General features: G+C 69.9%; 19 protein-coding genes and 1 pseudogene. 9 read left to right on the top strand and 11 right to left on the bottom strand.

The annotated features are described in order from the left end of the window. Positions 1–82: 82 nt before the first annotated feature. A pseudogene (locus QF037_RS43780) lies at positions 83–1,171 on the bottom strand (serine hydrolase domain-containing protein). 195 nt (positions 1,172–1,366) lie between these two features. Continuing rightward, complete coding sequence (locus QF037_RS43775; RefSeq protein ID WP_307035218.1) at positions 1,367–1,777, bottom strand: hypothetical protein; 411 nt, start codon at positions 1,775–1,777, stop codon at positions 1,367–1,369. Positions 1,778–2,153: 376 nt separating this feature from the next. Here QF037_RS43775 and QF037_RS43770 point away from each other — a divergent pair, with 376 nt between their 5' ends. The 3 genes from QF037_RS43770 to QF037_RS43760 all read left to right on the top strand — a co-directional run bounded on the left by QF037_RS43770 (position 2,154) and on the right by QF037_RS43760 (position 4,563). Then, positions 2,154–3,137 carry an ArsR/SmtB family transcription factor gene (locus QF037_RS43770; protein ID WP_307035216.1) on the top strand — a complete coding sequence of 328 codons (984 nt, stop codon included), beginning with the start codon at positions 2,154–2,156 and terminating at the stop codon, positions 3,135–3,137. A gap of 134 nt (positions 3,138–3,271) precedes the next feature. Next, complete coding sequence (locus QF037_RS43765; RefSeq protein ID WP_307035214.1) at positions 3,272–3,412, top strand: hypothetical protein; 141 nt, start codon at positions 3,272–3,274, stop codon at positions 3,410–3,412. Continuing rightward, positions 3,409–4,563, top strand: coding sequence for a hypothetical protein (locus tag QF037_RS43760; RefSeq protein ID WP_307035212.1), 1,155 nt, complete (start codon positions 3,409–3,411; stop codon positions 4,561–4,563). Before QF037_RS43765 ends, QF037_RS43760 begins: the two co-directional genes overlap by 4 nt. A 27-nt stretch (positions 4,564–4,590) precedes the next feature. Here the strand turns inward: QF037_RS43760 and QF037_RS43755 are convergent, their stop codons facing one another. Both QF037_RS43755 and QF037_RS43750 read right to left on the bottom strand, forming a co-directional pair. After that, positions 4,591–6,138: a serine/threonine-protein kinase gene (locus QF037_RS43755; RefSeq protein WP_307035210.1), complete on the bottom strand. Its 1,548-nt coding sequence runs from the start codon at positions 6,136–6,138 to the stop codon at positions 4,591–4,593. Beyond that, complete coding sequence (locus QF037_RS43750; protein WP_307035208.1) at positions 6,135–6,929, bottom strand: serine/threonine protein kinase; 795 nt, start codon at positions 6,927–6,929, stop codon at positions 6,135–6,137. The genes QF037_RS43755 and QF037_RS43750 overlap by 4 nt, the downstream gene beginning before the upstream one ends. A gap of 544 nt (positions 6,930–7,473) precedes the next feature. On the opposite strand from QF037_RS43750, the gene QF037_RS43745 reads away from it, so the two are divergent. The 3 genes from QF037_RS43745 to QF037_RS43735 all read left to right on the top strand — a co-directional run bounded on the left by QF037_RS43745 (position 7,474) and on the right by QF037_RS43735 (position 9,050). After that, a complete protein-coding gene (locus QF037_RS43745; RefSeq protein WP_307035206.1) occupies positions 7,474–8,583 on the top strand; it encodes an NAD(P)/FAD-dependent oxidoreductase in 1,110 nt (369 codons plus the stop codon). 83 nt (positions 8,584–8,666) lie between these two features. Beyond that, positions 8,667–8,789 (top strand): hypothetical protein, encoded by a 123-nt coding sequence (locus tag QF037_RS43740; protein WP_307035204.1) that lies wholly within the window; start codon positions 8,667–8,669, stop codon positions 8,787–8,789. 24 nt (positions 8,790–8,813) lie between these two features. Continuing rightward, entirely contained in the window at positions 8,814–9,050 is a 237-nt protein-coding gene (locus QF037_RS43735; RefSeq protein WP_307035202.1) for a hypothetical protein, read from the top strand. 2 nt (positions 9,051–9,052) lie between these two features. Here the strand turns inward: QF037_RS43735 and QF037_RS43730 are convergent, their stop codons facing one another. Continuing rightward, positions 9,053–9,880: a class I SAM-dependent methyltransferase gene (locus QF037_RS43730; RefSeq protein ID WP_307035200.1), complete on the bottom strand. Its 828-nt coding sequence runs from the start codon at positions 9,878–9,880 to the stop codon at positions 9,053–9,055. 269 nt (positions 9,881–10,149) lie between these two features. Here QF037_RS43730 and QF037_RS43725 point away from each other — a divergent pair, with 269 nt between their 5' ends. The 3 genes from QF037_RS43725 (at position 10,150) to QF037_RS43715 (ending at position 12,638) form a co-directional block, all read left to right on the top strand. Then, positions 10,150–10,329, top strand: a complete 180-nt coding sequence (locus QF037_RS43725) for a hypothetical protein (RefSeq protein ID WP_307035198.1) — start codon at positions 10,150–10,152, stop codon at positions 10,327–10,329. 136 nt (positions 10,330–10,465) lie between these two features. After that, positions 10,466–11,530, top strand: coding sequence for a right-handed parallel beta-helix repeat-containing protein (locus QF037_RS43720; protein WP_307035196.1), 1,065 nt, complete (start codon positions 10,466–10,468; stop codon positions 11,528–11,530). Positions 11,531–11,573: 43 nt separating this feature from the next. After that, complete coding sequence (locus QF037_RS43715) at positions 11,574–12,638, top strand: methyltransferase (RefSeq protein ID WP_307035194.1); 1,065 nt, start codon at positions 11,574–11,576, stop codon at positions 12,636–12,638. An 89-nt stretch (positions 12,639–12,727) separates the two neighbouring features. Here the strand turns inward: QF037_RS43715 and QF037_RS43710 are convergent, their stop codons facing one another. From QF037_RS43710 to QF037_RS43685, 6 genes are read right to left on the bottom strand one after another with little or no spacing between them, the layout of a single operon-like run. Continuing rightward, positions 12,728–13,060: a TcmI family type II polyketide cyclase gene (locus QF037_RS43710; RefSeq protein ID WP_307035192.1), complete on the bottom strand. Its 333-nt coding sequence runs from the start codon at positions 13,058–13,060 to the stop codon at positions 12,728–12,730. A gap of 20 nt (positions 13,061–13,080) precedes the next feature. Beyond that, a complete protein-coding gene (locus QF037_RS43705; protein ID WP_307035190.1) occupies positions 13,081–13,560 on the bottom strand; it encodes an SRPBCC family protein in 480 nt (159 codons plus the stop codon). A gap of 1 nt (position 13,561) precedes the next feature. After that, positions 13,562–13,819, bottom strand: a complete 258-nt coding sequence (locus QF037_RS43700; protein WP_266830871.1) for an acyl carrier protein — start codon at positions 13,817–13,819, stop codon at positions 13,562–13,564. A gap of 58 nt (positions 13,820–13,877) precedes the next feature. Beyond that, complete coding sequence (locus QF037_RS43695; RefSeq protein ID WP_307035188.1) at positions 13,878–15,134, bottom strand: ketosynthase chain-length factor; 1,257 nt, start codon at positions 15,132–15,134, stop codon at positions 13,878–13,880. After that, complete coding sequence (locus tag QF037_RS43690; protein ID WP_307035186.1) at positions 15,131–16,399, bottom strand: beta-ketoacyl-[acyl-carrier-protein] synthase family protein; 1,269 nt, start codon at positions 16,397–16,399, stop codon at positions 15,131–15,133. Before QF037_RS43690 ends, QF037_RS43695 begins: the two co-directional genes overlap by 4 nt. Then, positions 16,396–16,857, bottom strand: coding sequence for a cupin domain-containing protein (locus QF037_RS43685; protein WP_307035184.1), 462 nt, complete (start codon positions 16,855–16,857; stop codon positions 16,396–16,398). Before QF037_RS43685 ends, QF037_RS43690 begins: the two co-directional genes overlap by 4 nt. Between the last annotated feature and the right edge of the window lie 44 nt (positions 16,858–16,901).

The raw sequence follows: 16,901 nt of genomic DNA, 5'->3' as shown, positions 1-16,901 counted from the left end.
AGGACATCCCTACGGTGTCCGGCCGCGCCGCTGTGGCCGCGCTGCGCGGCGGTCGTCATCGAGAACCGAGACGCCGCGACTTTCAGCGGCGTTCGGGCAGGTCCGACTCGGCCGGCAACTGGGACGTCGCGAACTTCGCGGCCGGCTTCTTGCCGCAGAACGCGGCCTCGAGGGTGCCGCCGAGCGCGGTGTTGGCGGATCCCTTGTTGGAGGTGTTGGCCATCGCGGAGAGGCTGCGCCGGCCGTCGGCGGTCGCGAAGGCGTAGGTGTAGAACCCCTGCACGGTGCCGGTGTGGCCGTAGATCCGCGTGCCGCAGGACAGGTCGTAGCGGCGCAGAACGAGGCCGTAGAAGCGGGTGTTGGTGGTGTCGGTCGGCGTGACGGTGGTCATCGCCTCCAGCATGCGCGGCGACAGCAGCCTGCCCTTCATCAGCGCGGTCACGAAGGTGTTCAGGTCCGCCGGGCTGGAGATGACCGCCCCGGCCGACTGCGCCCAGGAGACCGTCTGTTCGGTGGAATCCACCAGCGGCGCACCGGCCTCGTCGGGGTGCAGATAGCCGCGTACGTGGAGCCCCGCGATGCGGACGTCCGGGTGCACGTACGAGGTGTTGCGCAGCCCGAGCGGCCCGATGATGCGGCGCTGCTACTCCTTGGCGACCGGCTTCCCGGTGATCTTCTCGATGAGCATGCCTACTACCACGAAGTTCGTGTTCGAGTACTTGTAGGCGACGCCGGGCTCGGTGGTGCGGGGCTCGCTCAGCGAGAGGTCCACCAGTTCCTGGTAGCTGAAGACCCGATTGCGTACGGCCTCGAAGCCGGGCACGGTGTGCTCGAACATCGCGTCGGTGTAGTCCGCGAGCCCGCTGCGGTGGGTCAGGAGGTGCCGCACCGTGATCCGGTCGTCGGGCAGCAGTCCGGGAAGGTACCGGTTCACCGGCGCGTCGAGCTCCAGCTTCCGCTCCTGGACGAGTTGGAGCAGCACCACGCTGGAGAAGGTCTTGCTGACGCTTCCGATACGGAAACGGGCGCGGACGTCCATGGCGGCGCCCGACTCCCGGTCACGCACTCCCACGGTCCTGGCCTGGACACCGTCGGGGCCGGTGAACCGGGCCATCGCTCCCGGGGCGCCCTCGACCATGGCGGCGTTCAGCGCGGCGACCACCCCTTCCATGTCGGGTGCGGGCGTGGTCGCCTTGGTGGCGCCGGGAACGGCGGGCGCGGCGTGGGCGGTGGTGGCGGGGACGACACCGGCGGTGAGCGCGGCGATCAGGGTGGCGCCCGCGGCCAGGCGCCGGCGGTTGTTCAAGGTCACGTCAGTTCCTCGGATCGAAGAGTGGGGCGCAGAGGGCGGGAGCGGTCCGCCGGATCAGGGGCACTGTCGGATCTGCTGCTTCCAGACGTCCGGGCTGCCGGTGTCCAGGTACCAGTCGTTGACAAAGCCGCCGTAGCTGTTGCCGACCTCGACCCACATCCAGTAGCGGTAGTTGGGGTTGTCCGCCGCCCCGTCACCCGTGGTCCAGCAGGTGAGGCCGACCTGGTTGCCGTTGTAGAGGCGGCTGTACGCCTGGGCGATCGGGCCGTACTGGTAGCCCGGGCCGGTGCGTACCTGGAGCCAGGAGCCCGGGTCGATCCCGGTGACCGTGGTGCAGGGGATCGTCGAGCCGGACATCTGGCACGGGTAGGTCACGGCGTTCGCCGGAGTGGCCGTGCCCATCAGCGTCGCGGCGGTCGCGAAGGCGGCCGCGAAACCGAGGATCTTTCGTCGTACGGAGTTCATGGGTTCCCCCTCGTCGAGGTCAGGGTCATCAGCACTGCGGGATCCGCTGCTGCCACACGGCGGGGTTGCCGCGTCAGCTGGGCGGCGAAGGCCGTCAGCACGGCGAACAGCCCCGTGCCGGCACGGCGTCCGAGCGACAGACAAGTGCCCCGTTTCTCATGCGTGTTCTGCGCGGGGGCGCAGCGATGTGCGCGGTCGGTCAGCCGCCACCGTCCCCCGTGGTCGGACACAGTCTGTTCAAAGCCGGCGGCACGACCCAGCATTTCGAGCAGCTTCAAAACGTGTCCCGGTCCCCGTCTTTGCTCGGGTTGTTCGAAACCTTTGCTCAAGCCCGTGCGTCCCAAGGGGTGCTGGTACGTCAATGGGGGGGGTGTTCATGGCCCAGTTCTCCGAGTTGTGTCTGGGGCCGCTGGAATCAGTGCCGGTCTCGGTCGTGGCGCAGCCCGGTGTCACCTTGATGTCGCTCGTCGCGGACGCGCTGGGCGGACGTACCCAGGGCGTGCACCCCACGTGGCGGCGCGCGCTGCGCTCGGCGGTGCCCGAGGGGGCGGAGGCGGTGCTGCGGCCCCTGTTCACCCGCGAGTACTCGATGGTCCCCGACTGCCTCACCCCCACGGCACCCCTGTGGGAGACCGACCTCTCGGTCCAGCTGGACCGTCTGGCCGAGATCTCGCCCCATCTGCTGCTGCGGGAGCTGGAGACGGACTTCGGGGGGACGGTCCCTCGGCAGTGGCAGTCGGTCGTCGACCGTCCGAAGGCCTTCATCCACGCGTACGCGGCGATTCTCAGCGCCGTGTGGGAGGCTTTCGGGCCGGTCTGGGCGCGGGCCGGCGCCCTGCTGGCCCGGGAGACCGAGCGGGTGGGTGTGGCGGTCGTCAGCAACGCCCTGCCGCTCGTCATGAGCGGGCTCGGGCCCAAGATCCGCTTTTCCGGGCAGACGCTGTACGTGCCCGATCCGCACCCCGAGACATTCGAGCGGGGTGCCCGCCGTGTGGTGCTGGTGCCCATCGTGTCGGGCAACGGTGCCTCGGTCTTCAGCTTCGACCGTTCCGACGCCGTGTGGTTCGGCTATCCCGTGCCCGGCCTGAACACGCTGTGGACCGCTCGGGAGGCCACCGCCCAAAGGGACCCGCTCAAGCTCGTGGTGGGTTCCCTGCGGGCGGGGATCCTGCGCGAGCTGGCCCGCCCGTGCACCATGGGTTCCCTGGCCTCCGCGCTCAACTGCACGCCGGCGACCGTGACCTACCACTGCGGTCAGCTGGAGGCGGCCGGTCTCCTCAGCCGGGAGCGGCGAGGGCAGCATGTGGTCGCCCGTCGTACGACGTCAGGTGCGACACTCGTCCACCTGCTGTCGGGCTGAGCCCGCGCACGACGAGCGCCACCCTGACATCCGTCAGGACCGCCGCCCCCACTCCCCTTTCTAGAGTTCGAGTCGTCTTCCAGGCCCCGGCCGTGCTGCGGGGCACCCTCCACAGACAGGAAGAGACGGCTTTCATGCGCCTTGGCAGTGTCCGCATCACGCTGAAAAAGGGCGTCCACGTCGAAAGGCATCACATGCGCCGACTTCTGCACGGCACCGCCGCGCTCGCCCTCGCACCGGCCAACTCGATCAATCCCGGGGAGCACTACCTGTGAAGCGCCCTCTTCTCGCTGTCGCCGCCGCGCTCCTGCTGATCGGCGGCGTGGCAGGCTCCGCCGCCGCGGATGCCCCGGCCGGGCAGCCGGTGCGCCCCGCCGCAGCGTCCGTCGAGGTGCCCTCCGGTGTCAGCGCCGGGGTCGCCGTCTTCGACCGGCAGACCGGCACCTTCACCGAGCAGCTCAACTCGAGCACCCGCTTCCGGTCCGCCTCGATCGTCAAGCTGCTGATGGCGCTGGACTACCTGTGGGACCGAGACCCCGACTACACCGTGCCCGCCGCCGACCGGGCATGGCTGGAGCCGATGCTGCGCAGCAGCAACGACAGCGCCGCCAACAACTACTGGTCGGACCACGGCGGTACGGCGATCATCACCCGCATGGTGAAGAACCTCGAGCTCAAGGACACGGCGGTGCCGCCCGCCGGGAAGGAGGGCTTCTGGGGCTACACCGCGCTCTCCGCCCGCGACACGGTGACGATCTACCGCTACCTCCTGGACTCGGCGCCCGCCCCGGTACGCACCTTCGTGATGGACAACCTGCGTCAGTCCACCCGCTGCGCCTCCGACAAGTTCGACCAGCACTTCGGCATCGCCGGGGCGTTCTCGAAGCCGTGGGCGGTGAAGCAGGGCTGGTCCGGAACCTCCTTCGAGAAGGGCACCTGCGGCACGGCGAGCACCGCGACCGCGACCGGTACGTCGAGCCCGGCTCCGGCCGCCGCCGACGTGGACGTGGACCTTACGCGGCCCGCCCTGCACAGCACGGGCACCGTGGGCGCCGGTGACCGGTCCATCGTGGCCGTGTTCACGCTGCATCCCGTCGGCACGTCGTACGGGAAGGCGTACACGGACATCGGGCGGCTGACCCGCTCCCTGAACGTTCCCGGCGCCACCCGGCCCGCGGGATGGTGGTACGGCACATGGAGCGACCATGTGAACGTCCGGCCCAACCCGAACACGGGCAACCCTGCCATCACCCAACTCCCCGCAGGTGTCGAGGTGTTGGTGGGCTGCCAGGCGAGGGGCGAGAAGGTCGACGTACCGCCGTACAGCAATGACTGGTGGGCGTACCTCCCCCAGTACAACGGCTGGATCTCCAACATCTACATCAACTCGCCCGACAACAAGATGCCTGACGTCAAGGACTGCTGAACGGCCCTGAGCGACAGCTCCGCTTCCTCACCGCTCGTAGTCGGCGAGGTAGCGGAGCACCTTCTCGACGTGGGGGCGCACGCGTTCGGGAACGCCGCCCTCCGCGATGACCGTGCGGTCACTGGTGCGGTAGCCGGCCGCCATCAGCGCGGGAAGATCCTTGGCCGGCATCTTCTCCTCCTTGAACTGCTGGTCGAGCCAGCACACGTACAGCGACATCGTGGAGATCGCGTCCGGGGGCGACATGTAGTCCTTGTCTCCGTCGCCGTCACCATCGACCGCCCAGGCCCGGAACACCGACGGCGTCCACATGGCGATGCCGAACTCCTCGCTCTGCGGGCGGGACGCGTTCACGTCGAACCCGCTCTCCGCCTTGATCATGGCGGCGAGGAACGCGGGCGTGACCTCCGCGTCGGTGCAGCGGTGGGCGGCCTTCACGATGACCGGTCGCAGCGACTTGGGTACGTCGGAGTCCTCCGGGATCTCCCCGGCGGCCGGACTGTGCGCACCGGTGACGACGGCCGGCGTACGGCGCCCCTGATCGTCATCGTCGTTTCCTGCGCCTCCGCCGCCCCCGAGCAGCGCCGCCCCGCCGATGGCGGCGGCCGACACCGCCGCGAGCGCCACGGCGGCGACCGGCAGCAGGCGGCGCCGGCCACGCGGGGTCGCCAGCTGCTCGATCCGGGCGGACAGGCTCGCGGCCGTGTGGCGCGCTCGGCCCGCGTGGTCGGGTGCCAGGCAGTCCTCGATGAGTCGGCGCCAGTTCTCCTCGAGTCCGGCATCCAGACGCAGTGGCGCGGTGCCCCGGGCGTAGGCCTGCGCAGCGAGCGAGCGGGCGCGAGCGGTGGCGCCGGGGAACGGGTGGAGGCCACCGGTGAGCACCTGGTGGGCCAGGACGCCGAAGGCCCAGACGTCGGCGGTCGGCCGCACCATCGTCCCGTCCGCCCCGGTGCGCTGGGACCACCACTCGGGCGGCACATGGTCGAGGGTGCCGAGCGGCGGCACATAGGCGTGGGTGCCCTCGAGTTCGGTGGCCAGACCGAAGTCGGCGAGCCAGACCGCGCCGTCCGCGCCCAGCAGCACGTTGGCGGGCTTGAGGTCGCCATGCACCCAACCGGCGCCGTGCATATGGGCGAGCCCGGCGGCGACTCCGCGCAGGACCCGCACGGCCTCCGGGATCGGACGGCCCGTCACGGCAGCATCCAGCACCTGGCGCACACTGGCCTCGGCGCGGTCCATGACGAGTGCGATGGCACCGTCCAGCGCGGGCAGGTCCGGCGCGTCCACGGTGCACACGGCATGCGTCCGCACGAGGTGGGGGTGGTCCGCCTCGGCGCTGAACCGCACCTCGCGCGCGACCAGTTCGCCGAGTGCGGCGCGCTGACCGGGTGCCAGGGCGCCGGTCGGCAGCACCTTCACCGCCACGATCGTGCCGTCGGCGACCGCGCGGGCCTCGTACACGGTCCCCCAGCCACCCGACCCGATGACGGCGTCCAACTCCCAGCCCTCGATACGGAACCCCGCCGGCAGGCGCGGCGTTTCGAGAGCGCCCTCTTCGGCGCCTGACGAGCTCATGCGCCGCTCTCCTGCGGGACGGGCCGTCTGCGGGACGGCAACAGGGCGAGGTGTTCCTCGCGCACGAGGCCGAAGCGCAGGGCGAGGGATGCCAGCCGGGCGCGCTTGGCGCCGGTGCGGCCGTTGCCGTCCGCTCCGGGCTCCTCGCCGAGGTCCAGGCGCAGTTTGGCGAAGGCCAGATAGTCGATGTGGTAGTTCACCGCGGAACGGGTCAGACCACGACAGCTCTCCAGCGGGCGAAGCCGCTCCGCGATGTCCCCCGCGCCCGGCAGTGCGCCGTCCGAGGGATCGCGCAGGCGCGGCTCGCACAGGGCCACGAGTACAAGGAAGTACTTCGCCGTCACGTCGAGCGCGTAGGGATGCACGGTCAACTCCCCTGCGCCGGGGGAGGATCGCTTGTCCAGATAGGCGTGCTGCGGGGCGAACACCTTGAAGTCGACGGTGCCGCTCATCGCGGGCAGGACGACTCGGGAGAACTCGAAGGGCACCGGCGCCCCCAGCCGACCGGGCGCGACGGTGATGTACTCGCCGGCACCCTCCAGGTTCTCGACCGCATACGCGGTGTCACGGCTGAAGTTCGACAGCCGCCAGTAGTCCTCGGCCGCCTCCAGGCGCCCCGCCCGCCGGGAGATTCCGGGGTCGGGCAGGACGATGGCGACTCCCCGGCCGCCCGGCAGTCCGCGCCCGAAGTCAGCCACGTCGCCCGGCCCCATGCGCAGCAACTCGGGTCCGCCGACGTCGACTTCGCCCGGTCGCGACGGACCGGGCGGCTGCACAATGATTGTTTCCATACCGACTTTCCCCCGATGTGGTCGCCAGGATTCTAGAGGCGGTTCCGCTTTCCGCCGACCCGGCGTCTCCACGCGGGGCAGCAGGGAGCGTCTTTCGGTCACAGTCGCCACTTCGCCGCCTCGTCCGTCGCAGCCGACTCACCCCGCAGAGCCGACGACGTCAAGGCTTCAATGGAGCGTTCGCCACAGCCTGCGGGCTTCTGGTCAAAAGCCGCAGAGGTGACATCGTTGTCCATGCCAGGCACCCCAAGCATGCCGATTCCAGGGGTGAGAGCGCGCGGCACGCCCACTAGGACGATCGGCCGATCCTCTCGGTTCCCCATGTCCGATGCGTTGTCGACGGGCACGGTGACCGGACGGCCGTAGACGGCTACGTTCTTTGTGCAGCAGCGACCGAGATGGACTGCGGAGCAGACTCGGGGGCCAACGATGAAGCCACGATGGGGACTTGGAACGGCGGCGGCCGTCGGGGCGGCGGCCCTCTTGCTCGCGGGATGCGGCAATCCGACGGACTACACCGAGCGGGAGCGTGAGGATCGGGTTCGTGAAGCAGCCTGAACGTGTAGCCGTCATCGGCGTGGGCGTCCTGGGAGCCAGCGTGGGCTGGAACCTGTCCCGGCGCGGCGCCCAAGTGGTGTTCATCGACGCGGGCCGACCGGGCGAGGGTGTCACCAACTGGTCCTTCTCGTGGGTCAACGCCAGCAACAAGACCGTGAGCAGGTCCTACTTCGACCTGAACGTCGCGGGCATGTCGGCCCACCGTGACCTGGCGAAGGTCATCGGACCGGACTCGTGGTGGTATCCCAGCGGCCATCTGCGCTGGGCGGGCGAACCCACGGCGCAGGCACGGTTCCTCAAAACGGCCGAGTTGTTGGCCGGTTGGGGCTACCGGGTCGAGGAATACACGGGGGCCGACGTGCGCCGCCGCCTCGAACCCGCCGTCACGGTGCCCGGTGAGGCTCGGGTGCTGTTCTACCCCGACGAGGGCTGGGTGCACGGCCGTCATCTCGTCCGCCGCCTGGTCCACGAAGCCGTGGCATCCGGCGCCGAGCTCCGCTCCGGCGTCGCGGTCCGTGACCTCGGCACCGGCGGCGACGGAAGCGTCCGGACCGTTGCCCTGTCCGACGGGAGCTCTCTCGACGTCGACGTCGTCGTGAACGCGGCGGGCCCCAGCGCCTCTCACATCGCCGGGCTCATCGCACGGCACCTGCCGATGCGCGCAGAGCCCGGCGTCGTCGCCCGGATCAGCTGTGCTCCCGTCCCGATCCACCGGGCCATGCACGCACCTCACATCGAGATGCGCCCGGACGGAGACGCCTCGGTGGTCCTCCACAGCCGGGAGATCGACGCCCTCATCGACACCGGCGAAGAACCCGGCCAACTCGCCCGCCTGCTCCACGAATCGGCCCGGCACGTCGTTCCCGAACTCGGCGACTCCCCCATCGCCCAGGCACGGACGGCCCACCGGCCCATCCCCGCCGACGGATTCCCCTCCGTAGGACCGGTACCGTCCGTGCCGGGCTACTACGAGGCCGTCACCCACAGCGGCATCACCCTCGGACCCGTCGTCGGCAGACTCCTTGCCTCAGAAATCCTCACCGGCGAAAGAGACGCACTGCTCACGGACTTCCACCCGCAGCGGTTCCCGCCGTGACAGCCCGGGCGAGCGCAGGCGCACGAGCACGGGTACCGCTCCCCTACAGGGCCTGCCCACATCACCGTGCTCAACAAATGCCGATGACACCTGCACGACGCCGCTGCATCATGGCCACCATGGACTCGCCGAGCACCGACTGGGTCGCCATCGCGGCCTACGAAAATCTGGGCCGCCTCCACCCTGCGGGGGCCGCACGCGCTTGACTGCGGAACCGCGGCATCGACTGGATGCCGTTCACTGCGGACGAAGTCCAGTGGGACCTCTCCTGCGGCATCGGCCCTGACGGCCACTGGCACGGCTGGTTCACCGTCCGTGTCGACGCACATGCGCTCCAACGGCTCGGGCTGCATCCCGACCAGCCCACGGCCAGGGTCACTGGCCTCTCCCCGCCCGGTTGGTGGCATGCCTCCGCAGAACGCAACGCTCACCACTACCTCAGAAGATCAACCCCAAAACAGGCCTGACCTCATTCGGCGCGCCGCCCGACCCGCAGGACGCTCAGGTAGCGGCGTGACGCCCGGTCGTCCAGTCGTGTGCGAATGCGCTCGGCGATGGCGTCGAGGAGGGGCTCGCGGACGTCGGAATCGAGTTTGCGGTACAGCGACAGCGAGCGGAGGTGATCGGCGAAGCCTTCCCCGTCGAACCACTGAACGGTGGGGTACCAGCGCACGATCGTCGGGCCGAACAATTCCCCGGGATCGTCGACCAGGCCCCAGCCCTCGTCGGTGGCGCGCACCTCGTCCTCCAGCGGCGGGTGGCCCCAGTCGGGGTTCCCGGGGCAGAACCGCTCGTGGAGGTCGGCGGTCTCGGCGTAGACCTCGGGCTCTTCCGGCCTGCGGACGACGACGTGGCCGAGCAGCGCAGCCCAGCCTCCGGGGTGGAGCACGTCGTGCGCTCTCCGCCAGCCGACCGACGGCTCGACCCAGTGCCACGACGCCGCGGCCACGAGGGCATCGAAGCGCCGGCCGCGGTCGTCCCACGCCTCGAACGTCGATGTCTCGACCTCGACGTCACGGAATGCCGCGAGCCGCCGACGGGCGAGCGCGGCCATGTCCGCGCCGGGCTCGACGGCGGTCACCGCGTATCCGAGGGCCGCCAGTGAACGCGTCGCCTGACCGGTACCGCAGCCCACCTCCAGCACCCTCGACTTCGCGGCCATGCCGGTGACGGCGGCCAGGTCCGCGAACAACTCGTCGGGGTAGCCCGGCCGGACCCGGTCGTAGAGCTCCGGCACGTCGTTGAACACTCGGCCGAGGTGACGTTGGTTCGGGTGCGTCTGCGGATCATCAGTCACGAACACACAAGCTACGAGACCAGCACACCAAGACGCCACCGGTTAAGAAGACGCGCAGAAGAGCAAGATCAGCCGCGACCGGCTACCCCTCGCGGACGCGGTGCACCAGCAGCAGGGCGCGTGCCGGTCCAAGACCGACTACGCCCATCCCCGTACCGGCGCCACGGCCGGGTGAGATTAATCAGGGCACAATCGGTCGTGTTTTCCCGCGACTTGGGGGCATCCGGACGGCAAGTGCATATGAGCCCCCGACCGAAGGGACGGTCACCTTGCTGGCCATCATTTCCGCAATCCTGTTCTTCGTCGCTTTCCTGATCAACGCGGCCGAGATCTCCACCAACGACGCTTTCAGCTCGACCAACGTGATGTTGCTCGGGCTGACCGTTCTGGCCCTGCATCTCGCGGGTATCGGCACCGGGTGGTCCGCACGCGGCGGCCGCAGGCGCTGATTCCGTTCACCCGACCGCCGTAAGGGCGAGGCGGTCGGGCACGTTCCCGGGATCCGCAGGTCCTGCTCCGCCATGACACGCCACCGGATGGACTATCGAGACCGTTCGCGGACTATTGGGTCATAGCGTACAGAATATGATGAAACTTCATATCGCCTACTTGGCGTGCGCGACGGCGGTCATCGGGGTGGGGCTCGGTGCCGCCCCGCCGGCCGCTGCGGACCACCAGACGACCCGCGTGGTCTTTCCCGGGGAGTCGATCCAGGCGGCGGTGGACGCCGCCCACCCGGGCGACACGGTTCTCCTCACGCCCGGCACCTACCGCCAGAGCGTCACGGTGACCACGCCCGATCTCACCCTGCGCGGCATGGGCCGCAGCACCGTTCTCAAGCCGGCCACGACCAAGGCCACCGAGAGCTGCGGTGAGGGCGGCAACGGCATCTGCGTGGTCGGGAAGGAGGACAAGGACATCAAGGGCGTCACCGTCGCCTCCCTGACCGTGACGGGCTTCGCCAAGGCCGGGGTGTTGTCGGTGAGGACGGACGGCCTCACCGTGCAGAACGTGACCGCGGTGAAGAACGCGGTCTGGGGCATCGCCCAGGAGCGTTCGGTTCGCAGTGTGTTCCGCAAGAACACCGCCCGCGACAACGGCGACGCCGGCCTGTTCCTCGCGAACACGATCAAGGCCGACGAGGGCGCCGCGGACACCGGAGGAACGGTGATCGAACGCAACCTCCTGGAAGGCAATCGAGTCGGTCTCACCGTCCGACGGCTGCGGAACCTCACCGTCGCGCACAACCAGGTCATCGGCAACTGCGCGGGCATCTTCGTCGTGGGCGACGAGAACAAGCCGAAGGCCGGCGCCCTGACCGTGCGGGACAACCGCGTCGCGCGAAACAACAAGTCCTGCCCGAAGACCCCGCGGCTCGAGGCCCTGCAGGGCTCCGGCATCGTGCTGACCGGCGCCGAGGACACCCTGGTGACGCGGAACCGGGTCACGGACAACGCCGGCCCCTCGTCGCTGTCGGGCGGCATCGTCCTGTTCAAGAGCTTCGTGGGCGCCACCAGCGAGCGGAACCGGATCACCGGCAACGTGCTGAAGGACAACGCCCCGGCAGACCTCGTCAACACCGACACCGGCGAGGGCAACACCTTCCAGGGCAACTCCTGCCGGGCGTCCAAGCCCGCGGGACTGTGCTGACGGACATGGCGTCGCTCATGAACTCGGACAAGGAAGGCGGCGCATGACGACTGCGCAGACCACCAAGACGTCACCGGCCACACAGAACGGACAGACCGCGCCGCCGCCGTCCATGCGGCTCAGGGAGCTCGTGTTCGGGGCGGCGTGCGCGGCCGCCCTCCGCGCGGCCGCGCGGCTGAAGGTCGCCGACGCCCTCGGTGACAGCCCGCTGGCCGTGGAGGACCTCGCGGCCGCGGTGAAGACCGAACCCAAGCCCCTACGACGGCTGCTGCGCGCCCTGTCCTGCTACGGCATCTTCGCCGAGCGGCCGGACGGGACGTTCACGCACACCGACATGTCCCGGCTGCTGCGCGAGGATGATCCGCACAGCCTGCGCGACATCGCACTGTGGTGCACCGAGCCGTGGACCTGGGACGCGTGGCCGCGGCTGGACGAGGCGGTGCGCTCCGGCCGCAACGTCGTAGAGGATCTGTACGGCAAGGAGTTCTTCCCCTACCTCAACGAGGACGCCCCCGAATCGGCCGACGTCTTCAACCGTGCCATGACGACCTCCAGCGTGCAGTCGGCGCGGGATGTCGCACAGTTCCTCGATCTGTCGGGGGCCACGTCGGTCGCCGACATCGGCGGTGGCCAGGGGCATGTGGTGGCGAGTCTGCTGGAGAAGTACCCCTCGCTCCACGGCACTCTGCTCGACCTGCCGCGCGTGGTGGCCAACGCCGACCCACGGCTGCGGGCGGGAGGCGCACTCGCGGACCGAATGCGCCTCGTGCCCGGTGACTGTCGTGCGGCCGTCCCGGTCCAGGCCGATGTCTACGTCATCAAGAACATCCTGGAGTGGGACGACGACAGCACGACCCGCACGCTGCGCAACGTCATCGAGGCGGGCGGTCCCGGATCACGGGTCGTGGTCATCGAGAACCTCGTCGACGACACGCCCTCCATGCGGTTCAGCACCGCCATGGACCTGCTGCTGCTCCTCAACGTGGGCGGCGCCAAGCACACCACCGCCAGCATGACGGGCAGGCTGACGGAGGCGGGCCTGGTCATCGACGACGTCAGCCCGGTCAACCCCTACCTGCACGCGTTCGACTGCACCGTCCCCGGGTGACCACGTCCCCTGGGCAGAACCCGCACGAACCGCCGGTCGCCGGGCACGCAATCCTCGCGTGCCCGGCGACCGGCGGTTCGGCGGGTGGTTCAGGAGGTGGCGTCCCGCTCCCAGGTGTAGAAGCAGCGCGCCATCGCGTCCTTCGGTGAACGCCAGGTCGCCGGGTCGTACGCGGTGACGTACGCCGACAGCCGTTCACTGATGTCCCGGAACTCGGGGCGGCCGGCCACCTTCGCGATGGCGGGGCCGGGGTCCCGCTCCGATTCGATGAGGTGCAGGTACACGTCGTCGAACTGGAAGAGGCTGCGCCGGGCGACTCCCACGAGGTGCGGCAGTTCCCCCCGGTCCGACTCATCGAACACCTTGGCGATGTCGAGGGCCGACTCCGGTGCCATGCGGGCGACGATCAGGGTTTGGTGCATCGTCCTGTCCTCCGTCCCGGTCAGTCGGAGAGCATCGGCGCGGGCCGGCGTTCCGTGGCGGCCTGCTCGATGCGGTCCCGGATCAGGGCCATCTGGACCTTGGAGTTGCGGTTGATGTTGTCCGTCATCCAGTCGTCGTCGACCGGTGCGTCCGGCTTCATCGCGAAGTCCTGGGTCCACACCATGCGGGTGCCTTCGCGCACCTCCTCGTACTCCCACACGATGTTCATGTAGGCGAAGGGTCCGGTCTCCACTCGGCGGGCCCGCACGCTGAGCGTGTCGCGGTCCGGCTCCCGCTCGGAGACCCAGCTCCACACCTTGCCGTTGTCGTCCGGGTGCATGGTCAGCCGGAAGGTGGTCCTGTTCCCCTCCTGGGAGAGGATCTCGGCGGAGGCGTACTCGCTGAACAGCTGCGGCCAGTTCGCGACGTCGTTGGTCATGTCCCAGACCAGGTCGAGCGGCGCGGCGATGGTGACTTCGTTCTGCGTGTGTCCGGCCATGTCAGGCACCCGCCAGAAGTGCGCTGTTGACGAGATCGAGGAACTGCCGGGGGTTCTTGCTCTTCTCGGCGTCGGGCGGCATGGGTGTGCCGTACCGGTTCTCCAGCTCGCCCACGATGCCGAGCAGCGCGAGGGAGTCGATGCCGAAGGCGTCGAAGCCGGTGTCGTACCGCTGCTGGAGTTCCTCCGGGGCGACGGTGACTCCGGCGGACTTCTTCATGAGCTCGGCGAGCTCTTCCACGGTGATTCGGTCACTCATGCGGTTTCTCTCCCTGCTTCGTGTCGGGTGCTGTGTGATGGGTGCTCGCGATGCCTCCTCAGGAGGCGTCGCCGTCGCCGGCGCCGAGCCGTAGCACGAGCGCCGAGTTCGACCCCATGAGGCCTCGGCTGAGGACCAGCGCCGTGCGCAGTTCGGCGGCGCGGGCGCGGGAGGTCACGAGGTCGAGGTCGTGGCAGGCGTCGAAGACGTTGGGGGTGGGTGGAATCAGACCGTGCTCCAGCGCCAGCACCGCCGCGGCGACGTCCAGCACGGGCGCCGCCGAGTAACCCCGGCCGTATGCGGTCTTCGGTGCCGTGACGGGGACGCGTCTGCCGTGCGCGCCCAGGGCGTCCGCGATCGCGAGTGCTTCGGCCCGGTCCGCCTCCGGTACGCCGAGGGCATCGGCGAAGACCACGTCGATCTCCTCGGGGGCGCAGTGGGCCTCGGCCAGGGCGCCCCGGATGGCCTGCACCAGCCCTTCCCGGGACTGCTCCCAGCGGGAGGCGCCGGTGAACGTCGCCGCGTGGCCCGCCAGGGTGGCTCGCACGGGCGCACCCCGTCGACGGGCCGAGGTCTCGGCTTCCACGACGAGCATGGCGCCGCCTTCGGCGGGCACGAATCCGCAGGCCGAGGCGGTGAACGGACGGTAGGCGCGCTCCGGGTCGTCGACGACGCTCAGCTCCTCGTAGCCGAGCTGGCAGACCATCGAATAGGGGGCCAGCGGCGCCTCGGTCGCACCGGCCACGATCACGTCGGTGCCGCGCCGCACGGCCCGCGCCGCATGCGCCAGGGCGTCGAGGCCGCCGGCCTCGTCGGCGGCGACCACACCGCAAGGGCCCTTGAAGCCGCGGCGGATGGAGATCTGGCCGGTGCTCGCGGCGTAGAACCAGGCGATGGACTGATACGGCCCGACGAAGCGACTGCCCTTGTCCCACAGCTGCTGCAGCTCCCGCTGCCCGAACTCGCCGCCACCGGAACCTGCCGCGGTGACCACACCCACGGAGAACGGCGCGGCGTCCGTTTCGGTCCGGTCGAGGCCGGCGTCGTCGAGCGCCTGGTCGGCCGCGGCCATCGCGAAGTGCGTGAACCGGTCGGTCTGGACGAGGTAGCGCTCCTCGACCACGGTCGGCGGGTCGAAGTCCCGGACCTCACCGGCCACCCGCAGCGGCAGGTGCCCGCATCCTTCCCGGGTGATCCGGTCCAGGACGCTGATGCCCTCCCTGGTCGACTTCCAGAAGGTCGCGGTGCTGGTTCCGTTGGGCGCGACCAGTCCGATACCGGTGATGGCCGCGCGCCGAGGATGCGGTTCGCTCATCGTGTCTTCTCCCTCGGCAAGCTCATGATCACCGCGGACTGGAAGCCGCCGAACCCGCTGCCCACGGAGAGCACGCTGTTCAGTCTGCGCTCGCGGGCGACGCGCGGGACGTAGTCCAGGTCGCACTCGGGGTCCGGGGTCTCGTAGTTCGCGGTGGGCGGGACGACCTGGTGGGTCAGGGCCAGCGCACAGGCGACGACCTCGATCGCGCCGATGGCGCCGAGGGAATGGCCCACCATGGACTTGATGGAGCTCATGGGCGTGTCATAGGCGTGCGCGCCCAGGACGCGTTTTACCGCTGCCGTCTCGTGCCGGTCGTTCTGCTGGGTGCCCGATCCGTGCGCGTTGACGTAGTCGATCGCCGTGGGGTCGAGCCGGGCCTGGTCGAGGGCGTCCTCGATGGCCCGGGCCATCTCCAGGCCCTCGGTGGTCAGACCGGTCATGTGGTAGGCGTTGCCGAAGGTGGCATAGCCGCTGAGCTCGCAGTACACATGCGCGCCGCGGGCCAGCGCGTGTTCCAGCTCCTCCAGGACGAGTACCGCGCCGCCCTCTCCCATGACGAACCCGTTGCGGTCGGCGTCGAAGGGCCGTGAGGCGTGGGCGGGGTCGTCGTTGTTCGGGGAGGTGGCCTTGATCGCGTCGAAGCAGGCCATGGTGATCGGTGAGATCGGCGAGTCCGAGGCGCCGGTGATGCACACGTCGGCCCTGCCCTCCTCTATCGCGTGGAAGGCGTACCCGACCGCGTCGAGCCCCGAGGTGCAGCCGGTGGACACGGTCTGCACCGGCCCGCGTGCCTCGAACCGCTCCGCCACCGCCGAGGCGAGGGTGCTGGGCGAGAACGCCCGGTGCAGGTGGGGGCCGGACTTCCGGTGGTCCACGTCCCAGCGCTTGCCGCTCTCGCTGACCAGTACGTAGTCCTGCTCCAGCCGGGTGGTGCCGCCGACCGCGGTGCCCAGGGAGACCCCGACGCGCCACGGGTTCTCCACCGCGAGGTCGAGGCCGGAGTCCCGTACGGCCTCCTCCCCGGCGACCAGGGCGAACTGGATGTACCGGTCGCACCGTGCGATCTGCTCCGCGTCCAGCCCGTGGGCCGCCGGGTCGAAGTCGCACTCGGCGGCGATCCGCGAACGCAGCCCGGACGGGTCGAAGAACGTGATGCCCCGGGTCGCCGTACGCCCGTTGGACAGGAGGTCCCAGAACGCCGGTATGCCGATGCCGTCCGGAGCGACGATGCCCAGTCCGGTGACCGCCACGCGCCTCGTCATGAACGGACCTGTGATCGCTCGGCCGGCCGTCCCGCACCCCCGGGGGCCGCCTCCACCACGATCGGTACGCCGTCGGCGTCCTCGGTGTCGACATGGCCGAGCGGCGGGCTCGGGGCGAGCGGGCCGAGGTGGAAGACCATGCGGGCCTCCACCTTGCCGACGTTGCGGAAGCGGTGGCGCATGTGGGTGGGGATCAGCAGCCCCTGCTCGGGCTGGAGCGGGTGGGGCTCACCGTCCAGGTCCACCTCCAGCTGCCCGCACAGGACGTAGATGAACTCCTCGGAGTACGGGTGGTAGTGCTCGGCGATGCGGTCGCCGGGCTGGATGATGGCCACGCCCATGAAGCCGCTGGTCGAGCCGACGGTGGTGGGGGTGAGCAGGGCACGCAGGTCGCCACCGCGCCGAGTGTTGGGCTCGACCTCGCTGACATCCACGATTCCGGGATGGCGGTTGTTCACGACGTTCCTCCGAACATGTGCAGCATCGACAGGGGGGCGTGGCC

This window comes from Streptomyces canus (assembly GCF_030815415.1).
In the GTDB taxonomy this organism is placed as follows: Bacteria; Actinomycetota; Actinomycetes; order Streptomycetales; family Streptomycetaceae; genus Streptomyces; species Streptomyces canus_F.
The sequence above is the reverse complement of the archived record's forward strand: the minus strand, read 5'-3'. Positions and strand labels throughout refer to the sequence as shown.